At 63.4% G+C, this 16969-nt stretch carries 13 protein-coding genes; 12 read left to right on the forward strand and 1 reads right to left on the reverse strand.

Annotated features, from left to right (window positions below):
* The 4 genes from HT585_RS25140 (at window position 1) to HT585_RS25155 (ending at window position 4615) form a co-directional block, all read left to right on the forward strand.
* Window positions 1–1044 carry an amino acid ABC transporter substrate-binding protein gene (locus HT585_RS25140; RefSeq protein ID WP_176355535.1) on the forward strand — a complete coding sequence of 348 codons (1044 nt, stop codon included), beginning with the start codon at window positions 1–3 and terminating at the stop codon, window positions 1042–1044.
* Window positions 1045–1135: 91 nt separating this feature from the next.
* A complete protein-coding gene (locus HT585_RS25145) occupies window positions 1136–2254 on the forward strand; it encodes an amino acid ABC transporter permease (RefSeq protein WP_246707921.1) in 1119 nt (372 codons plus the stop codon).
* Window positions 2251–3324 carry an amino acid ABC transporter permease gene (locus tag HT585_RS25150; protein WP_176355537.1) on the forward strand — a complete coding sequence of 358 codons (1074 nt, stop codon included), beginning with the start codon at window positions 2251–2253 and terminating at the stop codon, window positions 3322–3324. Before HT585_RS25145 ends, HT585_RS25150 begins: the two co-directional genes overlap by 4 nt.
* An 82-nt stretch (window positions 3325–3406) precedes the next feature.
* Window positions 3407–4615 carry a TIGR03862 family flavoprotein gene (locus tag HT585_RS25155; protein ID WP_176355538.1) on the forward strand — a complete coding sequence of 403 codons (1209 nt, stop codon included), beginning with the start codon at window positions 3407–3409 and terminating at the stop codon, window positions 4613–4615.
* A 114-nt stretch (window positions 4616–4729) separates the two neighbouring features.
* On the opposite strand, the gene HT585_RS25160 is transcribed toward HT585_RS25155, so the two are convergent.
* The gene (locus tag HT585_RS25160; protein ID WP_176355539.1) at window positions 4730–6544 is read right to left on the reverse strand and encodes an ABC transporter ATP-binding protein; all 1815 of its coding nucleotides are present in this window, start codon (window positions 6542–6544) and stop codon (window positions 4730–4732) included.
* Window positions 6545–7043: 499 nt separating this feature from the next.
* Between HT585_RS25160 and HT585_RS25165 the strand changes: the two genes are divergently transcribed.
* The 8 genes from HT585_RS25165 to HT585_RS25200 all read left to right on the forward strand — a co-directional run bounded on the left by HT585_RS25165 (window position 7044) and on the right by HT585_RS25200 (window position 16912).
* Entirely contained in the window at window positions 7044–7220 is a 177-nt protein-coding gene (locus tag HT585_RS25165; RefSeq protein ID WP_176355540.1) for a hypothetical protein, read from the forward strand.
* A gap of 16 nt (window positions 7221–7236) precedes the next feature.
* Entirely contained in the window at window positions 7237–8394 is a 1158-nt protein-coding gene (locus HT585_RS25170; protein ID WP_343214088.1) for an ABC transporter substrate-binding protein, read from the forward strand.
* Window positions 8394–10298 carry an ATP-binding protein gene (locus HT585_RS25175; RefSeq protein ID WP_176355541.1) on the forward strand — a complete coding sequence of 635 codons (1905 nt, stop codon included), beginning with the start codon at window positions 8394–8396 and terminating at the stop codon, window positions 10296–10298. Before HT585_RS25170 ends, HT585_RS25175 begins: the two co-directional genes overlap by 1 nt.
* Window positions 10295–11635, forward strand: coding sequence for a sigma-54-dependent transcriptional regulator (locus HT585_RS25180; protein WP_176355542.1), 1341 nt, complete (start codon window positions 10295–10297; stop codon window positions 11633–11635). The genes HT585_RS25175 and HT585_RS25180 overlap by 4 nt, the downstream gene beginning before the upstream one ends.
* A gap of 160 nt (window positions 11636–11795) precedes the next feature.
* Complete coding sequence (locus tag HT585_RS25185; RefSeq protein ID WP_176355543.1) at window positions 11796–13115, forward strand: extracellular solute-binding protein; 1320 nt, start codon at window positions 11796–11798, stop codon at window positions 13113–13115.
* Between the two features lie 218 nt (window positions 13116–13333).
* Window positions 13334–15043, forward strand: coding sequence for an ABC transporter permease (locus HT585_RS25190; protein ID WP_176355544.1), 1710 nt, complete (start codon window positions 13334–13336; stop codon window positions 15041–15043).
* Window positions 15044–15061: 18 nt separating this feature from the next.
* The gene (locus HT585_RS25195; protein WP_176355545.1) at window positions 15062–16162 is read left to right on the forward strand and encodes an ABC transporter ATP-binding protein; all 1101 of its coding nucleotides are present in this window, start codon (window positions 15062–15064) and stop codon (window positions 16160–16162) included.
* 90 nt (window positions 16163–16252) lie between these two features.
* Window positions 16253–16912: a histidine phosphatase family protein gene (locus HT585_RS25200; protein WP_176355546.1), complete on the forward strand. Its 660-nt coding sequence runs from the start codon at window positions 16253–16255 to the stop codon at window positions 16910–16912.
* Window positions 16913–16969: the final 57 nt, after the last annotated feature.

Raw genomic sequence — 16969 nt, forward strand, 5'->3', positions numbered from 1 at the left:
ATGCAGCGCAGTTCCAAACGAAGCAGATTTTTCACAAAGGCATTTGCAGCAACGGCGGTCCTGACCGCTGCTCTGGTCGCCTCCTCCGCGCTTGCGGGCGAAACCCTCGACAAGATCAAGGCGCGTGGCCTCATCAAGGTCGGCGTCGGCACCACGCCGGGCTTCTTCACGCCCGATAGCAGCGGCCGCTGGCAGGGCTTCTTCGTCGATTTCGGACGCGCGCTGGCTGTCACCGTCTTCAACGATGCCGAGAAGGTCGAGTTCACCAACTCCTCGCCGCAGCAGCGGCTGCCCGCTCTGCAATCGGGCGAATTCGACATCCTGCTCTCCGGCGTGACACAGACGGTCACCAGAGCGTTCAAGCTCGGCTTCCACTTCGGCCCCGTGGTCTTCTATGACGGCCAGGGCCTGCTGGTGCGCAAGGATCTCGGTGTCGGCAAGGGCGAGGAGCTCGACGGCGCGACGATCGGCGTGCAGAGCGGCACGACCGGTGAACTCAACATCGCCGATTTCTTCCGCAAGACCGGCAAGACCTTCACGCCGGTCACGATCGAAGAGACCGGCGAGTTCCTGAAGGCTCTCGATTCCGGTCGCGTCGACGCCCTGACACAGGACGCCACCGACCTTGCCGCCAAGCGCACCCAGCTTACCAAGCCGGACGACTACGTCCTTCTGCCCGAGCGCCTGTCCAAGGAGCCGCTGGCACCGGCCATTCGTGCCGGCGACGATCAGTGGCTCGAAATCGTCAACTGGACCGTCTACGCCACAATCCAGGCGGAAGAATTCGGCATCACCCAGAAGAATGTCGACAGCTTCCTGACCAGCGAAGACCCGGGCATCAAGCGCTTCCTCGGCGTCGATCCGTCGCTCGGCGAGGCCATCGGTCTCGATCCGAAGTTCGCCTACAACATCGTGAAGGCCGTCGGAAATTACGGCGAGATCTTCGACCGCAACGTCGGCAAGGGCACCCCTCTCAACTTCGACCGCGGCTACAACCAGCCCTGGACCGCCGGTGGCCTTCTCTATTCGCCGCCGTTCCGTTGAGCCTTTGCCAGTATCTGCGATGACATCGACCCTTCAACCGGGCCCCCGAGGGCCCGGCTTTCCCTCACGCCTGCGCACATGGCTCGGGCCTTTGCCTCTTCAGCAGCATCTGCTGCTCGCCGGCGTCCTTGCGATCTTTGCCCTCTTCGGCTCCAACACCGCCGAGAGCATGCACCGGATGGGCCTCACCCCCGGCTTTAATTTCCTTTCCCATCAGGCGAATTTCGAAATCGGCGAAACCGTGCTTCCCTATTCCGCGGGAGATACCTATGCACGAGCGCTTGCCGCGGGCCTTGCCAACACCGTCAAGGTCGCCATCGTCGGCTGCGTGCTCGCCACGGTTCTCGGTGTTGCCCTCGGCATCGCCCGGCTGTCGGGCAACCTGCTGCTGGCAACCTTCGTGCACGGCTATGTCGAACTGCTGCGCAACACGCCGCTGTTGCTCCAGCTCTTTCTCTGGAGCGCGATCATCCACGCGCTGCCGCCGCCGCGCGGCGCTTACGCCTTCCTTGGCAGCATCTATCTCAGCAATCGCGGCGTCTATGTCCCCTCCATTTCGCTGCAGGGGCTTTCCTGGGCGATCTGGCTGCCGGCGATCATGCTGACTGGCTATGCATCGTTGTCGCTCTCGCGCCGTTTGTTAACAGGCACCAACTTCTACATGCCGAAAGCCGCCATCACTGTCCTTGGCTCGCTCGCCGTCTGCACGCTCGCCCTCACCTCCTTCGGCCTTGCTGCCACGATCGACCTGCCCGCCAAAGGTGGCTTCAACATCAAGGGCGGCCTTTCGCTGACGCCGGAGTTCTTCGCGCTGCTGATCGGTCTGGTCGTCAACGCCTCGGCTTCGATTTCCGAAATCGTGCGCAGCGGCATTCAGTCGGTGAAATCGGGCCAATGGGAAGCCGCGCGCGCGCTCGGGTTGAGCCCCGCTCAGATCCTGCGCCTCGTCGTCCTGCCGCAGGCGTTGCGCGTCATCACGCCCCTGATGATCTCGAGCTTTCTCGACCTGACCAAGAACTCCAGCCTCGCCGTCGCCATCGGCTACCCCGACATCGTCAGCGTCGCCAACACCACCGCCAACACCACCGGCCAGGCGCTGGAAGCGATCTGCATCATTGCGGCGGTCTATCTTACACTCAGCCTGTCCGTGTCTGCGCTAATGAACCTTTACAACCGACGCGTCGTGCTTCGCGGGGAGACACGGCGATGAGCCATATCGAACTGCCGCCACCAGCCGCCCCGGACTGGCATCGTTGGCGAAGCGGCCTCTTCGGCGGCTGGGGCAACAGCGTCATCACGCTCGCCGCCCTCGCCGCCTTCGTCTGGCTGCTGCAACCGTTCCTTCGCTGGGCAATCTTCGACGCGGTATGGACCGGAACGGCTAGGGATTGCGCTGTCGACGGCGCCGGCGCCTGCTGGGCTTTCATCGGCGCCAAGCTGCGCTTCATCCTCTTTGCGTTCTATCCGCCCGACCTGCAATGGCGCCCTGCCCTAGTCGTCGCGGTGGTGATCGCCTTGCTGGTGCTGTCGGCCTTGCCGCGTTTCTGGAGTTTCCGGCTGTTGCCGCTATGGATTGCTGCCCTCGTCTTGAGCTGGCTGCTGATGGCAGGAACGCTGACGCCGCCTCAGGTATCGACCAACAATTGGGGTGGACTGCCGATCACCCTGGTGGTTTCGATCGCGGGTCTTGCCTTTGCGTTTCCGATTGCGCTCCTGCTGGCACTCGCCCGACAATCGCAGATGGGCATCATCAGGACGCTTGCGATCGCCTTCATCGAGACGCTGCGCGGCGTGCCGATGATCGCCGTGCTCTATGTGGCAATGCTGATCGTTCCACTCGCCCTGCCGAGCGGCGCTGCGATCGACAAATTGTTGCGCGCGCAGATTGGCGTGACGCTGTTCTTCTCGGCCTACCTCGCTGAGGTCATTCGCGCCGGGCTGCAGGTGGTGCCGTGGGGGCAGCGGGAAGCCGCACTTTCGCTTGGCCTTGGCTACATGCAGACGATCCGGCTCGTCGTCCTTCCCCAGGCGCTCCGTGCCGTCATCCCGGCGATCGTCAACCTTTCCATCGGCATCGTTCTCAACACGTCGCTGCTGGCGGTGATCGGCATATACGACCTGCTGAATGCGGCCAGGACCTCAGCCACGGATCCGACATGGCTCGGCTTCTATACCGAAGCCTATGTCTTTGCCGCCGCGGTCTACTTCGCCATCTGCTTTACCGGTTCGCGCTACAGCATCTGGCTCGAGAACCGTCTAAATGCCGCCGCTCGTCATTGACGGCTATACTCCACACCGCCTTGCACGAAACGTCCTGGCGGGCCAAGAGTGCCGATAACGGAATCGGATGCCGGACGGGCACATGAAACGAAGCGAAATCGCGATCATCGGCGGCGGGCCGAGCGGGCTGATGGCGGCGGAGATCCTGTCTCTGCAGAACCACTCGGTGACGGTCTATGACAGCATGCCGACCGTTGCGCGCAAGTTTCTCCTCGCCGGGAAATCCGGGCTCAACATCACCCATTCGGAAGATTTCGAGCGCTTCTCCGGTCGTTTCGGCATTTCGTCAGTGCCCTTGCGAACTGCACTCGACGCCTTCACACCTCAGGATGTGCGCGCGTGGGCGGAGGATCTCGGAACGGAAACCTTCGTCGGCTCGTCCGGTCGCGTCTTTCCAAAGGCGATGAAAGCGTCGCCGCTACTGCGCGCCTGGATCAAACGTCTGGAAGCCCAAGGCGTGCGCATCCTGACGCGGCACCGATGGACCGGTTTTGGCGGCCAGGCCCTGACCTTCGAAACACCGGACGGCCCCAAGATCGTGCACACCGATGCCACGTTGCTCGCGCTTGGCGGCGCCAGCTATCCGCGGCTGGGGTCCGACGCCGGCTGGTTGTCCGCGTTGACGGGCAAGGGTATCGATATCGCAGACTTCCGTCCCGCCAATTGCGGTTTCGATGTCGGCTGGAGCGACCAGTTCCGCGAGCGTTTCGCAGGCGAGGCGCTGAAGTCCGTCACGGCGACTTCAAAGGCGGGCACGATTCCGGGAGAATTCGTCATTAGCCGCCACGGGATTGAAGGCAGCCTCATCTATGCGCATGCGGCTGAATTGCGCGACCAACTGCAGGTGGAAGGGGCCGCCGCATTGACGATCGACCTCGCGCCCGGCCGGTCTCACGACCGGTTGGCCAAGGACCTGGCGCGCCAGTATGGCAAGGCGAGTTTCTCCACCCGCCTGCGCAAGGGCGCAGGGATCGAGGGCGTGAAATCTGCGCTGTTGCGCGAGATCGCGCCCGCTGCGTCCCATGCCGATCCGAAGGCGCTTGCCGATCTCATCAAGGCCTTGCCGATCATCGTCCTACGCCCCCGCCCGATCGCCGAGGCGATTTCGTCGGCAGGCGGCGTTCGTTGGAGCGCTGTGGATGAGGGCTACATGTTGAAGGCATTGCCGGGCGTTTTCGTCGCCGGCGAGATGATCGACTGGGAGGCGCCGACCGGCGGCTATCTGCTCACCGCCTGCTTCGCGACAGGCCGCGCCGCCGCCCGCGGCATCGACGGCTGGCTTGTGCGATAGGTGTCAGCACACCTGCAAAGTGGTATCGCTGGTACCGCCCGATACCAGGAGACAAACGCAAGACGCCGGCACTTTCGGGTGCCGGCGTCTTGCGTTTCAGCGTTGTGCCCTGCCTCAACTGTCGTTGAGCACGAGCCCCTTTGTCAGTTCCAGCGCCTGCCGCTCGAACAGGCCACGGTAGATGCCGCCGTCGAGGCGGATGAGCGCCTCGTGCGTGCCCTCTTCCGCGATCCGGCCGTGGCTGAACACCAGCAACCGGTCGAGTGAGCGCACCGTCGACAGCCGATGGGCGATCACCAGGGTCGTACGACCCAGCATCAACCGTTCCATCGCCTGCTGGATCAGCACTTCCGATTCCGAATCGAGGCTCGACGTCGCCTCGTCCAGGATCAGGATCGGAGCATCCGCCAGGAACGCCCGAGCGATCGCGATGCGCTGGCGCTCGCCGCCCGACAGCTTCACCCCGCGTTCACCCACCAGCGTGCCGTAACCCTTCGGCAGGCCGGTGATGAAGTCGTGGGCGCTCGCAAGCTTTGCCGCCTTCTCGATCTCCGCCTGCGTGGCCGAAGGCCTGGAATAGGCGATGTTTTCGGCAAGCGAGCGGTGGAACAGGATCGGCTCCTGCTGGACGATCGCGATCTGCTGGCGCAGCGACGCCTGAGCGACACCGGCGATATCCTGACCGTCAATCCGGATCTGGCCGGACTTCAGGTCATGCAGCCGCTGGATCAGCTTGACGAAAGTCGTCTTGCCCGAACCGGAATGCCCGACAAGGCCCACGCGCTCGCCAGCCGGGATCGTCACCGAGAACCGGTCATAGAGCGGCTTGCGATGAGCACCGTAGTGGAAGGTCACATCATTGAATTCGATGCGGCCATCAGTGATGCGGATCGGTTTTGCGCCAGCCTTGTCTTCGATGCCGAGCGGTTGGGCGTGGATGTCCACCAGCTCTTCCATGTCGTTGACCGAACGCTGCAGGTTGCGGATGTGCATGCCGACTTCACGCAGGTAGCCCTGCAGGATGAAGAAGGAGGTCAGCACGAAGGTGATATCGCCGGCCGTCGCCTGTCCCTTGGACCAGAGAAACAGGGCAAAGCCGATGACGGCCGCGCGCAGGACGAGGAGCAGCGCACCCTGCGTCGTGCCGTTGACCGTGCCACGCACCCAGGTGCGGCTCGTACGGTCGCGCCATTTGGTGATCACCTTGACCAGCCGCGCATCCTCGCGGGCTTCCGCGCCAAAACCCTTGACGACATTGTTGCAGCTGACGGCATCGGCCAGCGAGCCGCCGAGCTTGGTGTCCCAGCTGTTGGCCAGACGCGCCATCGGCGCGACATAACCCAGCGACAACATCACCGTCGCCGCGATGAAGGTGAGCGAGCCCACACCGATAATGACACCCATCATCGGCCAGTACCACGCCATCAGGGCCGTCGAGCCGACCAGCATGATAACAGACGGAAACAGCGCGATCAGCAGTGTGTCGTTGAGCAGGTCCAGCGCCCACATGCCGCGCGTCACCTTGCGCACCGTCGAGCCCGCAAAGCTGTTGGCATGCCAGTCGGACGAGAACCGCTGGATGCGGAAGAAGGCGGCCGAGGCGATGTCGGACATCATCTTGAGCGTCAGATCGACGACACCCATGAAGGTGAAATGCCGGAAAATGATGGCGCCGAGCGACAGCGCCGTCATCGTCCAGAATGCCGCAAGGGCTGCATCCCAGGCGACCTGGTCGGAGGCGGCTCCTGTCACGACCGCGTCGACCAGCCGACCGGAGTAGAGCGGCGTCAGCACATCCGCGATCGTCGACAACATCACGGCGCCGAGGATGAAGGAAAGGCGAAGCGGCTGGCGCTTCCAATGAACCCAGGTGAAACCGAGAACGCTGCGGAACGCACCGCCGCGCAAGGCGAAACGAGTAAAAGCCATAGTGATTGCCCAATGCCTTGAGCATTGGCCTCAAAATTCTAGTCAATGAAACATGCCGAAAAGGGAAACGGTTTTCCGATCGGCATCAACGATTGGTCGCTTCCGCATCAAGGGAAGGCCAAAGTCAGCGAGACAGGTTCTGACTTGAAACAGCAAGAGAGCAAGACTCTCCGTCGTCTACTTCAGAACTGTACGCCGCCCCGTAGGGAGAAAGAATAAGCTGGCATCTGTAACCTCCCTGATCTGTTGCCGGAACTCGGGTTATAGGCGAATCGCCCGCAACCGCCAAGCGAGGAAATCTAGCCACGCCGCCAAAGTGCAACCGGTGCGGCCCGATTGCAACAGTGAATGGAAGCCTGTCGGGGTTTACCACGCCACCGTCTTCGTAGAAAAGTAGATCGTCGGCCGATGGCGGGATCAACCCGCCGGGACGCCGACAAAAGGGAGGGACCGCGGGCTTTTTTCCGGAAAGAGCTGGCGCCGGTCGTGGTGATGCAAAGTGCTTAAGTTTCGGTTCGTCATTCTTGCGGCGTTGCAGGTGCTGGCTTTTGCCGGCCTCGCCGTGTTCGTGACCGCCGCGCGTGCCGCCGAAAAACAGGATCTGGTGATCGTCACCTCCTACCCGCCATCCTTCTTCGAAGCCGTTCCGACGGGCATTCGAGACTGCAAATCCTGATATCCGCCTTTCGATCATTCAGCGCAATACGGCAAGCGCCACGCGCTTCGTCATGGAGAAGGCCGATGTGCCGGCCGACATCTTCTGGGCCTCGGCGACCGATGCCTTCGAGCTTTTGAAGCGCAACGGCGAACTGCGCCCGATAGCGCCGCGCCAGACGGGCGCCGCCGATAAGGTCTTCGGCTATCCCGTCAACGATCCCGAGGGCTATTATCTGGGTTTTGCGCTGTCCGGGTATGGCTTCGTCTACAATCAGTCCTACCTCGCCCAAAACAAGCTGCCGGTGCCGCGGGACTGGCAAGACCTTCTGAACCCCGTTTATTCCGGACAGATCGGCATCACCACGCCGTCGCGCTCGGGCACCACTCACCTGATCGTCGAAGCGCTGCTGCAGACCTATGGGTGGGAAAAGGGCTGGGCGATGCTGTCCCAACTCGGCGGCAATCTGTCGACGGTCACGGCCCGCAGTTTCGGGGTTGCATCCGGTGTCGCGCAAAGGCGCTTCAGCATCGGCATCACCATCGACTTCCTCGCCAATGCGCCAGAATTCGCGGACGCTGGCAACGTCTTCATCCTCCCGCCCGATACCGTGTTCGTGCCGGCCAGCATCGCGATCCTGTCGCGGGCGCGCAACGTGCGCGGCGCTGAGCGCTTCATCGATTTCGTCCTCTCGGAACGCGGCCAGAAGGTGCTGTTGCAGCCGGCCGTCGCACGCATTCCGCTCAACCCCGCGCTCAACAAGGGCCTGTTGCCGCAGGAAAGCGGTGACGGCCTGTTGAAATACAGCGGTTTCGACGCGGCGCTGTCGGCGCGGAGGTATGGGCTCGTCAACCTGATCTTCGACGACTATATCGTGCGCCGCCGGGCAACGCTCGCCCGGCTTTGGAAAAGGGTGACAGACCTGGAAGCGATCGAGATCGACGACGCGCAGCAGCGCAGCATGCTCGCAAGAGCCCGGCGCCTGCTCTCCACGCCGCCGCTTTCGGCAAGTGACGTCGAAAACGCCGACGAAACGCTGAAGGCAGAGTGGCCGCGCAGTATCGCCCGCTCGCCCGCGCATACGGCAATGACGCAGCGACTGCGTGCCACGATCGAGCGGAACCTGGCAACGGCCGAAATGCTCCTGTCGTCTGTCGGGCGGCCGGCGGCGGGCCTCACGCCGTGGCGGCAATGATGAGCCAATCGATAGAGCCTGCGGGCGACATCCGCCGCTGGCGCTTCGGCATCGGTGCACGCCTTATCCTTGCCTTCGTCGCCATCGTCGGGCTCGCCGTTGGCGCCTGCCTGGTCGGATGGCTGTCCTACGAACGGCTGTCGGGCGAACTGTCTCGAATTGCCGAAGACCAGATGCCGCAACTCGCTTTCGCCTCGCGGCTGTCCAAGGCGGGCGCGGATATCGGTTCGGTCACGACGGTTCTCGCCGGGGCCGAGACACGAGCCGAGTACAACGAGATTCGCAGCAGCTACGCCGCGCGCCTGCTGACGCTTCGATCGCTGCTCGGGGAAAGCGGGGCGAAGGCGGATGCGACCGACCTCTTGCCGCTGGCACAAGCGATCGGCGAAAACCTCGACAAGATCGACCTTGCCGCCGGCAAGCGCTTCACGCTCAGAGAGGCGATGCGGTCCGATATCGAGGAGCTGCGCTGGGTCCAGGCGGACCTGCTCGAGGAAGCTGATCCGCTCGTAGACGATATTCGCTTCAACATCGAAGCCGAGACCCGTAACGGCCACGGGGCGGCAGCGCTTGCGGAACAGCAAAAGAGCGAGGCCCTGCTGACGGCGGTGTCGCAGGCAAACCTCGCCACCGGGCTGATCGGCCGGCTCGTCAACGCCACCACGCAAGAGGAAATTCAAGAAACCAACGCCTTTCTCGGCGACAGCGCCGACGACCTAGCAAGCCGCATCGCAAGCCTCGAAAACTGGCCGGATAGCATCACCGTCCGTCAGCTGGCACGCCGCATTCTCGACCAGTCCGACGTCTCGACGGGTATCCCCAATCGCAAGCGCTCGGAAATGATCGAGGCGGCAAAGCTCTCCGAACTTGCCGCCCAGAACGGCCGCCTGGTCGACGACCTCGCACGCAGGATCGAAACCGAAGTCGTCGCGATCGAGGCGAGCGCAGCTGCCGCCGCGCAGCGCGCCGCCACGGCGATCGAAACCGGCCGCAGCCTGCTGCTGGCGATCGCCATCCTTTCGGTGCTGCTGGCGACCGCAATCGGCTTCTTCTACGTCTATCGCAATCTGCTGGCCCGCATCCGGCTGCTTTCGGCCGCTGCCGGCGCGATCAGCAGCGGGCGTCCCGCAACTGCCATCCCCGCGCCCGAGGCGGACGAACTCGGCGACCTCGCCCATGCGCTCGTGCTCTTCCGCCAGACCCGCGACGAATTGATCCAGTCGGCAAAGCTCGCCGCTCTCGGACAAATGGCGGCCGGCATCGGCCACGAACTCAACCAGCCGCTGGCCGCACTCCGGGCCCATATCCATAGCGCCACGACGCTGATCGGGCGCGGCAAGGGCGACCAGGCCGTCACCAATCTCGACAAGATGAAGGGGTTGACCGGGCGGATGGCCGACCAGATTAGCCATATCCGACGTTTCGCGCGCCGGCCCGACGCGCAACTGCGACCCGTCGACCTCACGGCTGCCGTCCGCGACGCGTTCAGTCTGCTTGAACATAGGTTCGAGGAGGAGGCTGTCGAAATGCAATTGCGCCTACCGGAGGAGGCCGGCGTCCTGGTCATGGCCGAGCAGGTGCGGCTCGAACAGGTGGCGGTCAATCTCATCGGCAACGCCTTGGACGCCGTCAGAGGCAGGCCCATGCGCCGGGTGCATGCAACGATCGAGCAGGTCGGCGCCGATGCCCGGCTGGTCGTCGGCGATACCGGCAGCGGCATTGCCGCTGATGACGTCGCCGCCGTCTTCGACCCGTTCTTCACCACCAAGCCGGTCGGATCCGGCCTCGGGCTGGGGCTTTCCATTTCCTACAACATCGTCAAGGACTTCGGTGGCGAGATCTCGATCCTTGAGACCAGTGCGCATGGCACGCAATTCCTCGTATCCCTGAAAGGCCCGCAATGACGTTGGACCCGGATATCATCCTGATCGACGACGATGCCAGCGTGCTCGAAGCCTGCTGTCAGGTGCTCGAACTGGAAGACTTCAGCGTGTCGCCTCATGGATCGGTGACATCGGCGCTAACAGGCCTTCGCGCCGACAGCCGGGCCGTCATCGTTTCCGACGTGCGCATGCCGGATCACGATGGCTTCGACCTGGTCGCAGCCGTGCGCAACATCGATCAAGACATCCCGATCATCCTGATGTCAGGCCATGGCGACATCCCGATGGCCCTTCGCGCCATGCGCGACGGTGCGTGGGATTTTCTGGAGAAGCCCGCCGATCCCGTGCATCTTATCGAAACCGTTCGCCGCGCCCGCGACCACCGCCGACTGCTGCTTGAAAACCGTCGGCTGCGGCTGTCGGTCGACGACGATGGCTGGGAAACACGCCTGATCGGGCATTCCGCACCCATGGTTGCCTTGCGTGAAAAGCTGAAGCGCATCGCGGCTGCGGCAACCGACGCTCTCATCCTCGGCGAAACCGGCACCGGCAAGGAGGTGACGGCACGCGCGATCCACGATTTCAGCGGGCGCAAGGGTCGCTTCGTCGCGGTCAATTGCGGCGCCATTCCCGAGACGATGCTGGAATCCGAACTTTTCGGCCACGAGGCCGGCGCCTTCACCGGCGCGCGCGAAAAGCGCATCGGCAAGATCGAATATGCCGATGGCGGCACATTGTTTCTCGACGAGATCGAATCGATGCCGCTTGCCGCCCAGGTGCGATTGCTGCGCGTGCTGCAGGAGCGTGTCATCGAACGGCTCGGTTCCAACGTCGAACTGCCGGTCGACATGCGCGTTGTGGCAGCGACCAAGGCGGATCTGCATGCGGCGGCCAGGAAGGGCGATTTCCGCGAGGACCTCGCCTATCGCCTCGACATCGCCCGCGTGGAACTGCCGCCGCTTGCGCAGCGCAAAGGCGACGTCGGCTTGCTGTTCCAGCACTTCCTCGGCCTCGCCGCCAAGCGGCAGGGCCGCACGCCGCCGCGCGTCAGCGCCGAGCTCCTGGCCGAACTCAATGGAAGAGCGTGGCCCGGTAACGTTCGCGAACTGCGCAACGTCGCCGAGCGCTTCGTGCTCGGGCTTGAGGATCGCGCCGATGTGGATCGGGCGGCCGCAGGCGGCGAGACGCTGGAGGTGCAGATGGATCGGCTGGAGCGTGCCATCCTGCTCGACAGCCTCGCCAGAAACGATGGCCGCGTCGGTGCGACCGCCGACGCGCTCGGTATCTCGCGCAAGACGCTCTACCTGAAGATGCGCAAGTTCGACATCGCCGCCCAGGGCGATGGCGAAGCGGGCTGATGTTACCGGTTTGACCCGGCCAATTCGCGGGGTTGTTACCTTTTTTACCCATCAGGCGGCCATGAATGCCCGATTTCCAACAGTTTTCAATCTGGCACGGTGCTTGCTCTCAATAGATCGGACACCAAACAAGCGTTGTCCCTATTGGGAGGAGATACCTATGTTGAAGACCATTGCTGCGGCGATGCTGATGTCGGCTGCCTTCGTTGTGACGGTTCACGCCCAGGACGGCGGCAAAGTCACGATCGTGACGTCGTTTTCCAAGGACGTAACCGATCCGTTCAAGGCGGGCTTTGAGGCCGCAAACCCAGGCTTTACCCTCGACGTCCAGAACAAGAGCACGAGCTCGGGCGTCAAGTACATCGATGAGACCAAGGTGAACAACCAGGTCGACCTGTTCTGGGCATCGGCGCCGGATGCGTTCGACAGCCTCAAGAGCCGCGAGCTGCTCGCCAAGTTCACGCCGTCGGTCACGGGCCTTCCCGAGAAGGTCGGCTCCTACCCCGTCAATGACAAGGACGGCTATTACTTCGGCTTTGCCGCCTCCGGTTACGGCATCATGTCGAACGACCGTTATCTCGAAGCCAACGACCTGCCGAAGCCGGTCGAGTGGAGCGACCTGACCAAGCCGGAATACCACGATCACATCGCGATTGCCGCGCCCTCGCGTTCGGGCACGACCCACCTGACGATCGAAACGATCCTTCAAGGTGAAGGCTGGGACAAGGGCTGGGCGACGCTGAAGGGGATCGGCGGCAACCTGCAACAGGTCACCGAACGCTCGTTCGGCGTGCCGGACGCCGTCAACTCCGGCCAGACCGGTATCGGCATCGTCATCGACTTCTTCGCCTTCTCGGCGCAGGCGAGCGGCTTCCCCGTTTCCTTCGCCTACCCGTCGGTCACCACGGTGGTTCCGGCCAACATCGGCATCGTCGCCAATGCGCCGAACCAGGCCGGTGCCGAAGCCTTCGTCAACTATCTGCTTTCCGAAAAGGGCCAGGCCGTCCTGCTCGAGCCGGCGATCCGTCGTCTGCCGATCAACCCGGCACTCTACGAGAAGGCACCGGAAGGCTTCCCGAACCCCTTCAAGGATCCGCGCTTCCAGTCGATGATCACCTTTGATGCCGACGTATCGAAGAAGCGGACCGATGTCGTCGATACGCTTTACGACCAGCTAATTTCGTTCCAGCTCGACAACATCAAGGGTGCCACCAAGGCGATCCATGAAGCGGAAAAGGCGGTTGCTGCCAACGAGCAGGCTGCGGCCCGCGCGCTGCTGACCGAAGCCCACGCCCTGATCGCCGCCATGCCGATCACGGCCGAAGAAGCTGCCAGCCAGCAGATCCGCGACGCCTTCACCGGCGGCGAGGAAAAGACCGCACGCCAGGCGGAGCTTGAGCAGAAATGGGCTGGCTTTGCGAGCGAGAAGTATGCCGCCGCCAAGGCCAAGGCCGAAGAAGCGCTGGCGCTCGTCGACTGATACCGGCTTAGAAGGCCGCCTGCTACCCGCGGGCGGCCATCCCCGAAAACCTTTGCCTTCGCCAAGCCTGACGCGCCTGCCAGTCGGCTCTCAGAGGTCTGAACCGATCCTGGAGCAACGCGCAGCAGTCGAAAGCGTTGCCGCGACCCCAGCGATCCAGAGGCTTGGGGACGCAGCAAGCGCGTCAGGCTTGTCGACCACAATTCGGAGTCTGCCCCATGGCGCTCGTTCAATCCATTCCCATAAGACGCGTTTCGGCCAAGCCCGGACAGATCTTTGCGATCTCGCTGATCGCGCTTTTCCTCGCCATCTTCCTGATCATCCCGGCCGGGACGGTCATCTACACGGCCTTCACCGAAAAGGGCACCGGCGCGCTGACGATCGTCAACTTCGTCGACTTCTTCAACACCGACCTGTTCCGGCGGTCTTTCTTCAACTCAGTCTACGTCTCCGGCATGTCGGTCGTCTGGGCTAGCGCCATCGCACTTCCGCTCGCAGTCCTGACCACGCGCTTCGACTTCCGCGGCTCGCTGATCATCCAGACGCTCGGTTTCGTGCCCTTGATCATGCCGCCCTTCGTCGGCGCGGTCGCCATGCAGCTGCTCTTCGGCCGCAACGGCACCGTCAACCTGATCCTAAATGACTGGTTCGGCATCCGCATTCCCTTCATGGAAGGGCTGAACGGCGTCATCTTCGTGCAGTCGCTGCACTACTTCCCCTTCATCCTGATCAATCTGTCGACCAGCCTGCGCAACATCGACCGCTCGATGGAGGAAGCCGCCCAGAACCTCGGCTCGTCCGGCGTCCGACTGTTTCGCCGCATCGTCTTCCCGCTCGCCATGCCCGGCTATCTCGCCGGCGCGTCGCTGGTCTTCGTCAAGGTCTTCGACGACCTGGCAACGCCACTGCTTCTGAACGTCAAGGACATGCTGGCGCCGCAGGCCTACCTGCGCGTCACCTCGGTCGGCCTCACCGATCCCATGGGCTACGTCATTTCGGTCATCCTGATCGCCGTCTCGATCTTCGCCATGTGGTTGTCAGCCGTCGCCATGCGCGGCAAGGACTATTCGACGACGCAGCGCGGTGGCGGCGGCCTATCCCGTCGCAAGCTCAGCCGCGGCGAAAGCGTCATTGCCTATGGTGTCGTAGGCCTGATATTGCTGCTCGTCCTGTCGCCGCATATCGGCCTGTTGCTGCTGTCGCTGGCCACAGTCTGGTCCTTCAGCCCGCTTCCCGACGCCTATACGGTCGCACATTACGGCCGCGTCTTCGGCGAAAGCTCGCTCTACATCAAGAACACGCTGATCTACGCCAGCCTCGCCGGCCTGATCGACGTGGTCATCGGGGGTGCCATCGCCTACCTCGTGCTGCGCACCAAGGTCGTCGGCCGCCGCTGGCTCGACTGGGCGGCAACCGCAGCACTTGCCATCCCCGGCGTCGTGCTCGGCATCGGCTATCTCAGGACCTTCTACGGCATAACACTGCCGGATGGCACGCCGCTTGCGACCCTCTGGGTCATGGTGGTGCTGGCCCTTTCCATCCGCCGGCTGCCGTATGCCCTCCGTGCCTGCTACGCAGCCCTGCAGCAGGTGTCGGAATCGCTGGAAGAGGCGGCCGAAAACCTCGGCGCCACCAAGCAGCGGACGATCCGTCGCATTGTGTTGCCGCTGATGACGGGCGGCCTGCTTGCGGGCTTCGTCACCAGCTTCTCGACGGCTGCCGTCGAGCTGTCGGCAACGCTGATGCTGATCCAGAGCAACTCGGACGCACCGATCGCCTACGGGCTCTATGTCTTCATGCAATCGCCGGCGGGTCGTGGCCCGGGTGCAGCCCTCGGCGTTATCGCCGTGATCATGGTCGCACTCTGCACCCTGCTCTCGCACTACGTCATCGAGCGCCGCCAGAAGGCGCTGGGCATGACGAAATAGAAATTCGGGAGGAACATTATGACTGTCAACATCAACAGCGCAGCACTCGCGGTCAGCCCCGCTAAGGCGATCAGCATCAGCGACGTCAATCTCTATTACGGCGCCCTTCACGTGCTGAAGGACATCAACCTGGAGATTCAGCCGGGGGAATTCTTCGCCTTTCTCGGCCCGTCCGGCTGCGGCAAGACCACGCTTCTCCGGCTGATCGCCGGCTTCAACAACGCCCGGCAGGGCAAAGTCGTCATTGGCGGCCAGGACGTGCTCGACATGCCCGCATGGAAGCGGGATATCGGCATGGTGTTCCAGTCCTATGCGCTCTGGCCGCATATGACGGTGGCTGCCAACGTCGCCTTCGGTCTTGAGGAGCGGCGCCTGCCGCGCGCCGAAGTCGAACGCCGGGTCCAGGCGGCACTCGAACTCGTCGGCCTGAAGCACCTCGCCGATCGTCGCCCGTCGCAGCTTTCCGGCGGACAGCAGCAGCGCGTCGCGTTGGCGCGCACCATCGCCATCGAGCCGAAGGTGCTTTTGCTTGACGAGCCGCTTTCCAACCTCGACGCCAAGATGCGCGTCGAAGTCCGACGCGAACTGCGCGACCTGCAGCAGCGCCTGAAGCTGACGACGATCTTCGTCACCCACGACCAGGAAGAAGCCAACACCGTCTGCGACCGCATCGCCGTCTTCAACGAAGGGCGCATCCAGCAAGTCGGCACTCCGATGGGGCTTTACGAGAAGCCTGCCAACCTGTTCGTCGCCAACTTCCTCGGTACGGCCAACATCCTCGACGGCACCGTCAAGGGTTCGGGCACGCAGCGCACCTTCGAAGTGGCGGGAGCAGGCTCGATACCGATTCCGGCCGGCGCATCGGTGCCGCCGGGCGCCAAGCTGGTCTTCCGGCCGCAATACGCAACCCTCGGCACGCTGGAGCCGGGCGCCGTCGCCCTCACCGGCACGATCGCGCATCGCGAATTCCTGGGCGCCACGGTGCGCTATGGCGTTCAGGTCGGCACGGCAACGGTGCTGATCGACGCGCCGTTCCACTCGGGAGACTCCTTGCTGGAGACCGGCGCAACGACAACACTCGGCCTCAAGCCCTCCTCGGCGCTCTGGCTTGCCGAGTGACCAATCGGGCACCCGCCGCGCATTTTCCGGCGGGTGCCCTTCTCATTTCATTTTCGGCCGGTGTACAAGCCGCAGTATTTCGAGCATGCCATGACCTTCCCTCTGCCAAACATCATCCTCATCCGCCACGGCGAAACCCAATGGAATGTCACCGGTCGGCTGCAAGGCCGAAAGGACACGCCGCTGACCGCCAACGGCGTGCGCCAAGCACTCGCCGTCGGGCTCAGGCTTTCCGAAAGGATTGCCGGCGAGACCAAGCTCAAATTTTGGGTCAGTCCACTCGGGCGCGCGCGCCAGACGGCGTCGATCATGGCCGACACATGGTCGGTTCCCTTCGAAGAATTTACCCACGACGAAGCGCTTGTCGAGCGGGCCTACGGTTCCTGGGAGGGCCGCGCCCACGATGAGATCGAGCGGGATCTGCCACAGGAATATGCGGCACAGAACGCCGAGCCGTGGGATTACGCCATGCCCGGCGGCGAAAGCCGCACCATGCTCGACGCCCGCCTGCTTGCCTGGCTCGCGACGCTCGACCACGACAATACGCATGTGGTGGTGACCCATAGCGGTTGTGTGCGCGCCCTGCGCGGCATCTACACCAAGGCGTCCCGCGCCGAGATCCTTGCCTATCGCGAACCGCAGACGGCCTCGTTCCTGCTTTCATCAGGCCAGGAAACCATGATCGCCATTCCGCTCAACATTCTGCGGGCACTCGGCTGCGAGGGCGAAGGCCGCACCGTCTGGATCTGAACAGCAGCAATGCACTTCAACGCAAACAAATCCCGCCGTGATGGCGGGGTTTGCACT

Source organism: Ensifer oleiphilus (genome assembly GCF_013371465.1).
GTDB lineage: Bacteria > Pseudomonadota > Alphaproteobacteria > Rhizobiales > Rhizobiaceae > Ensifer > Ensifer oleiphilus.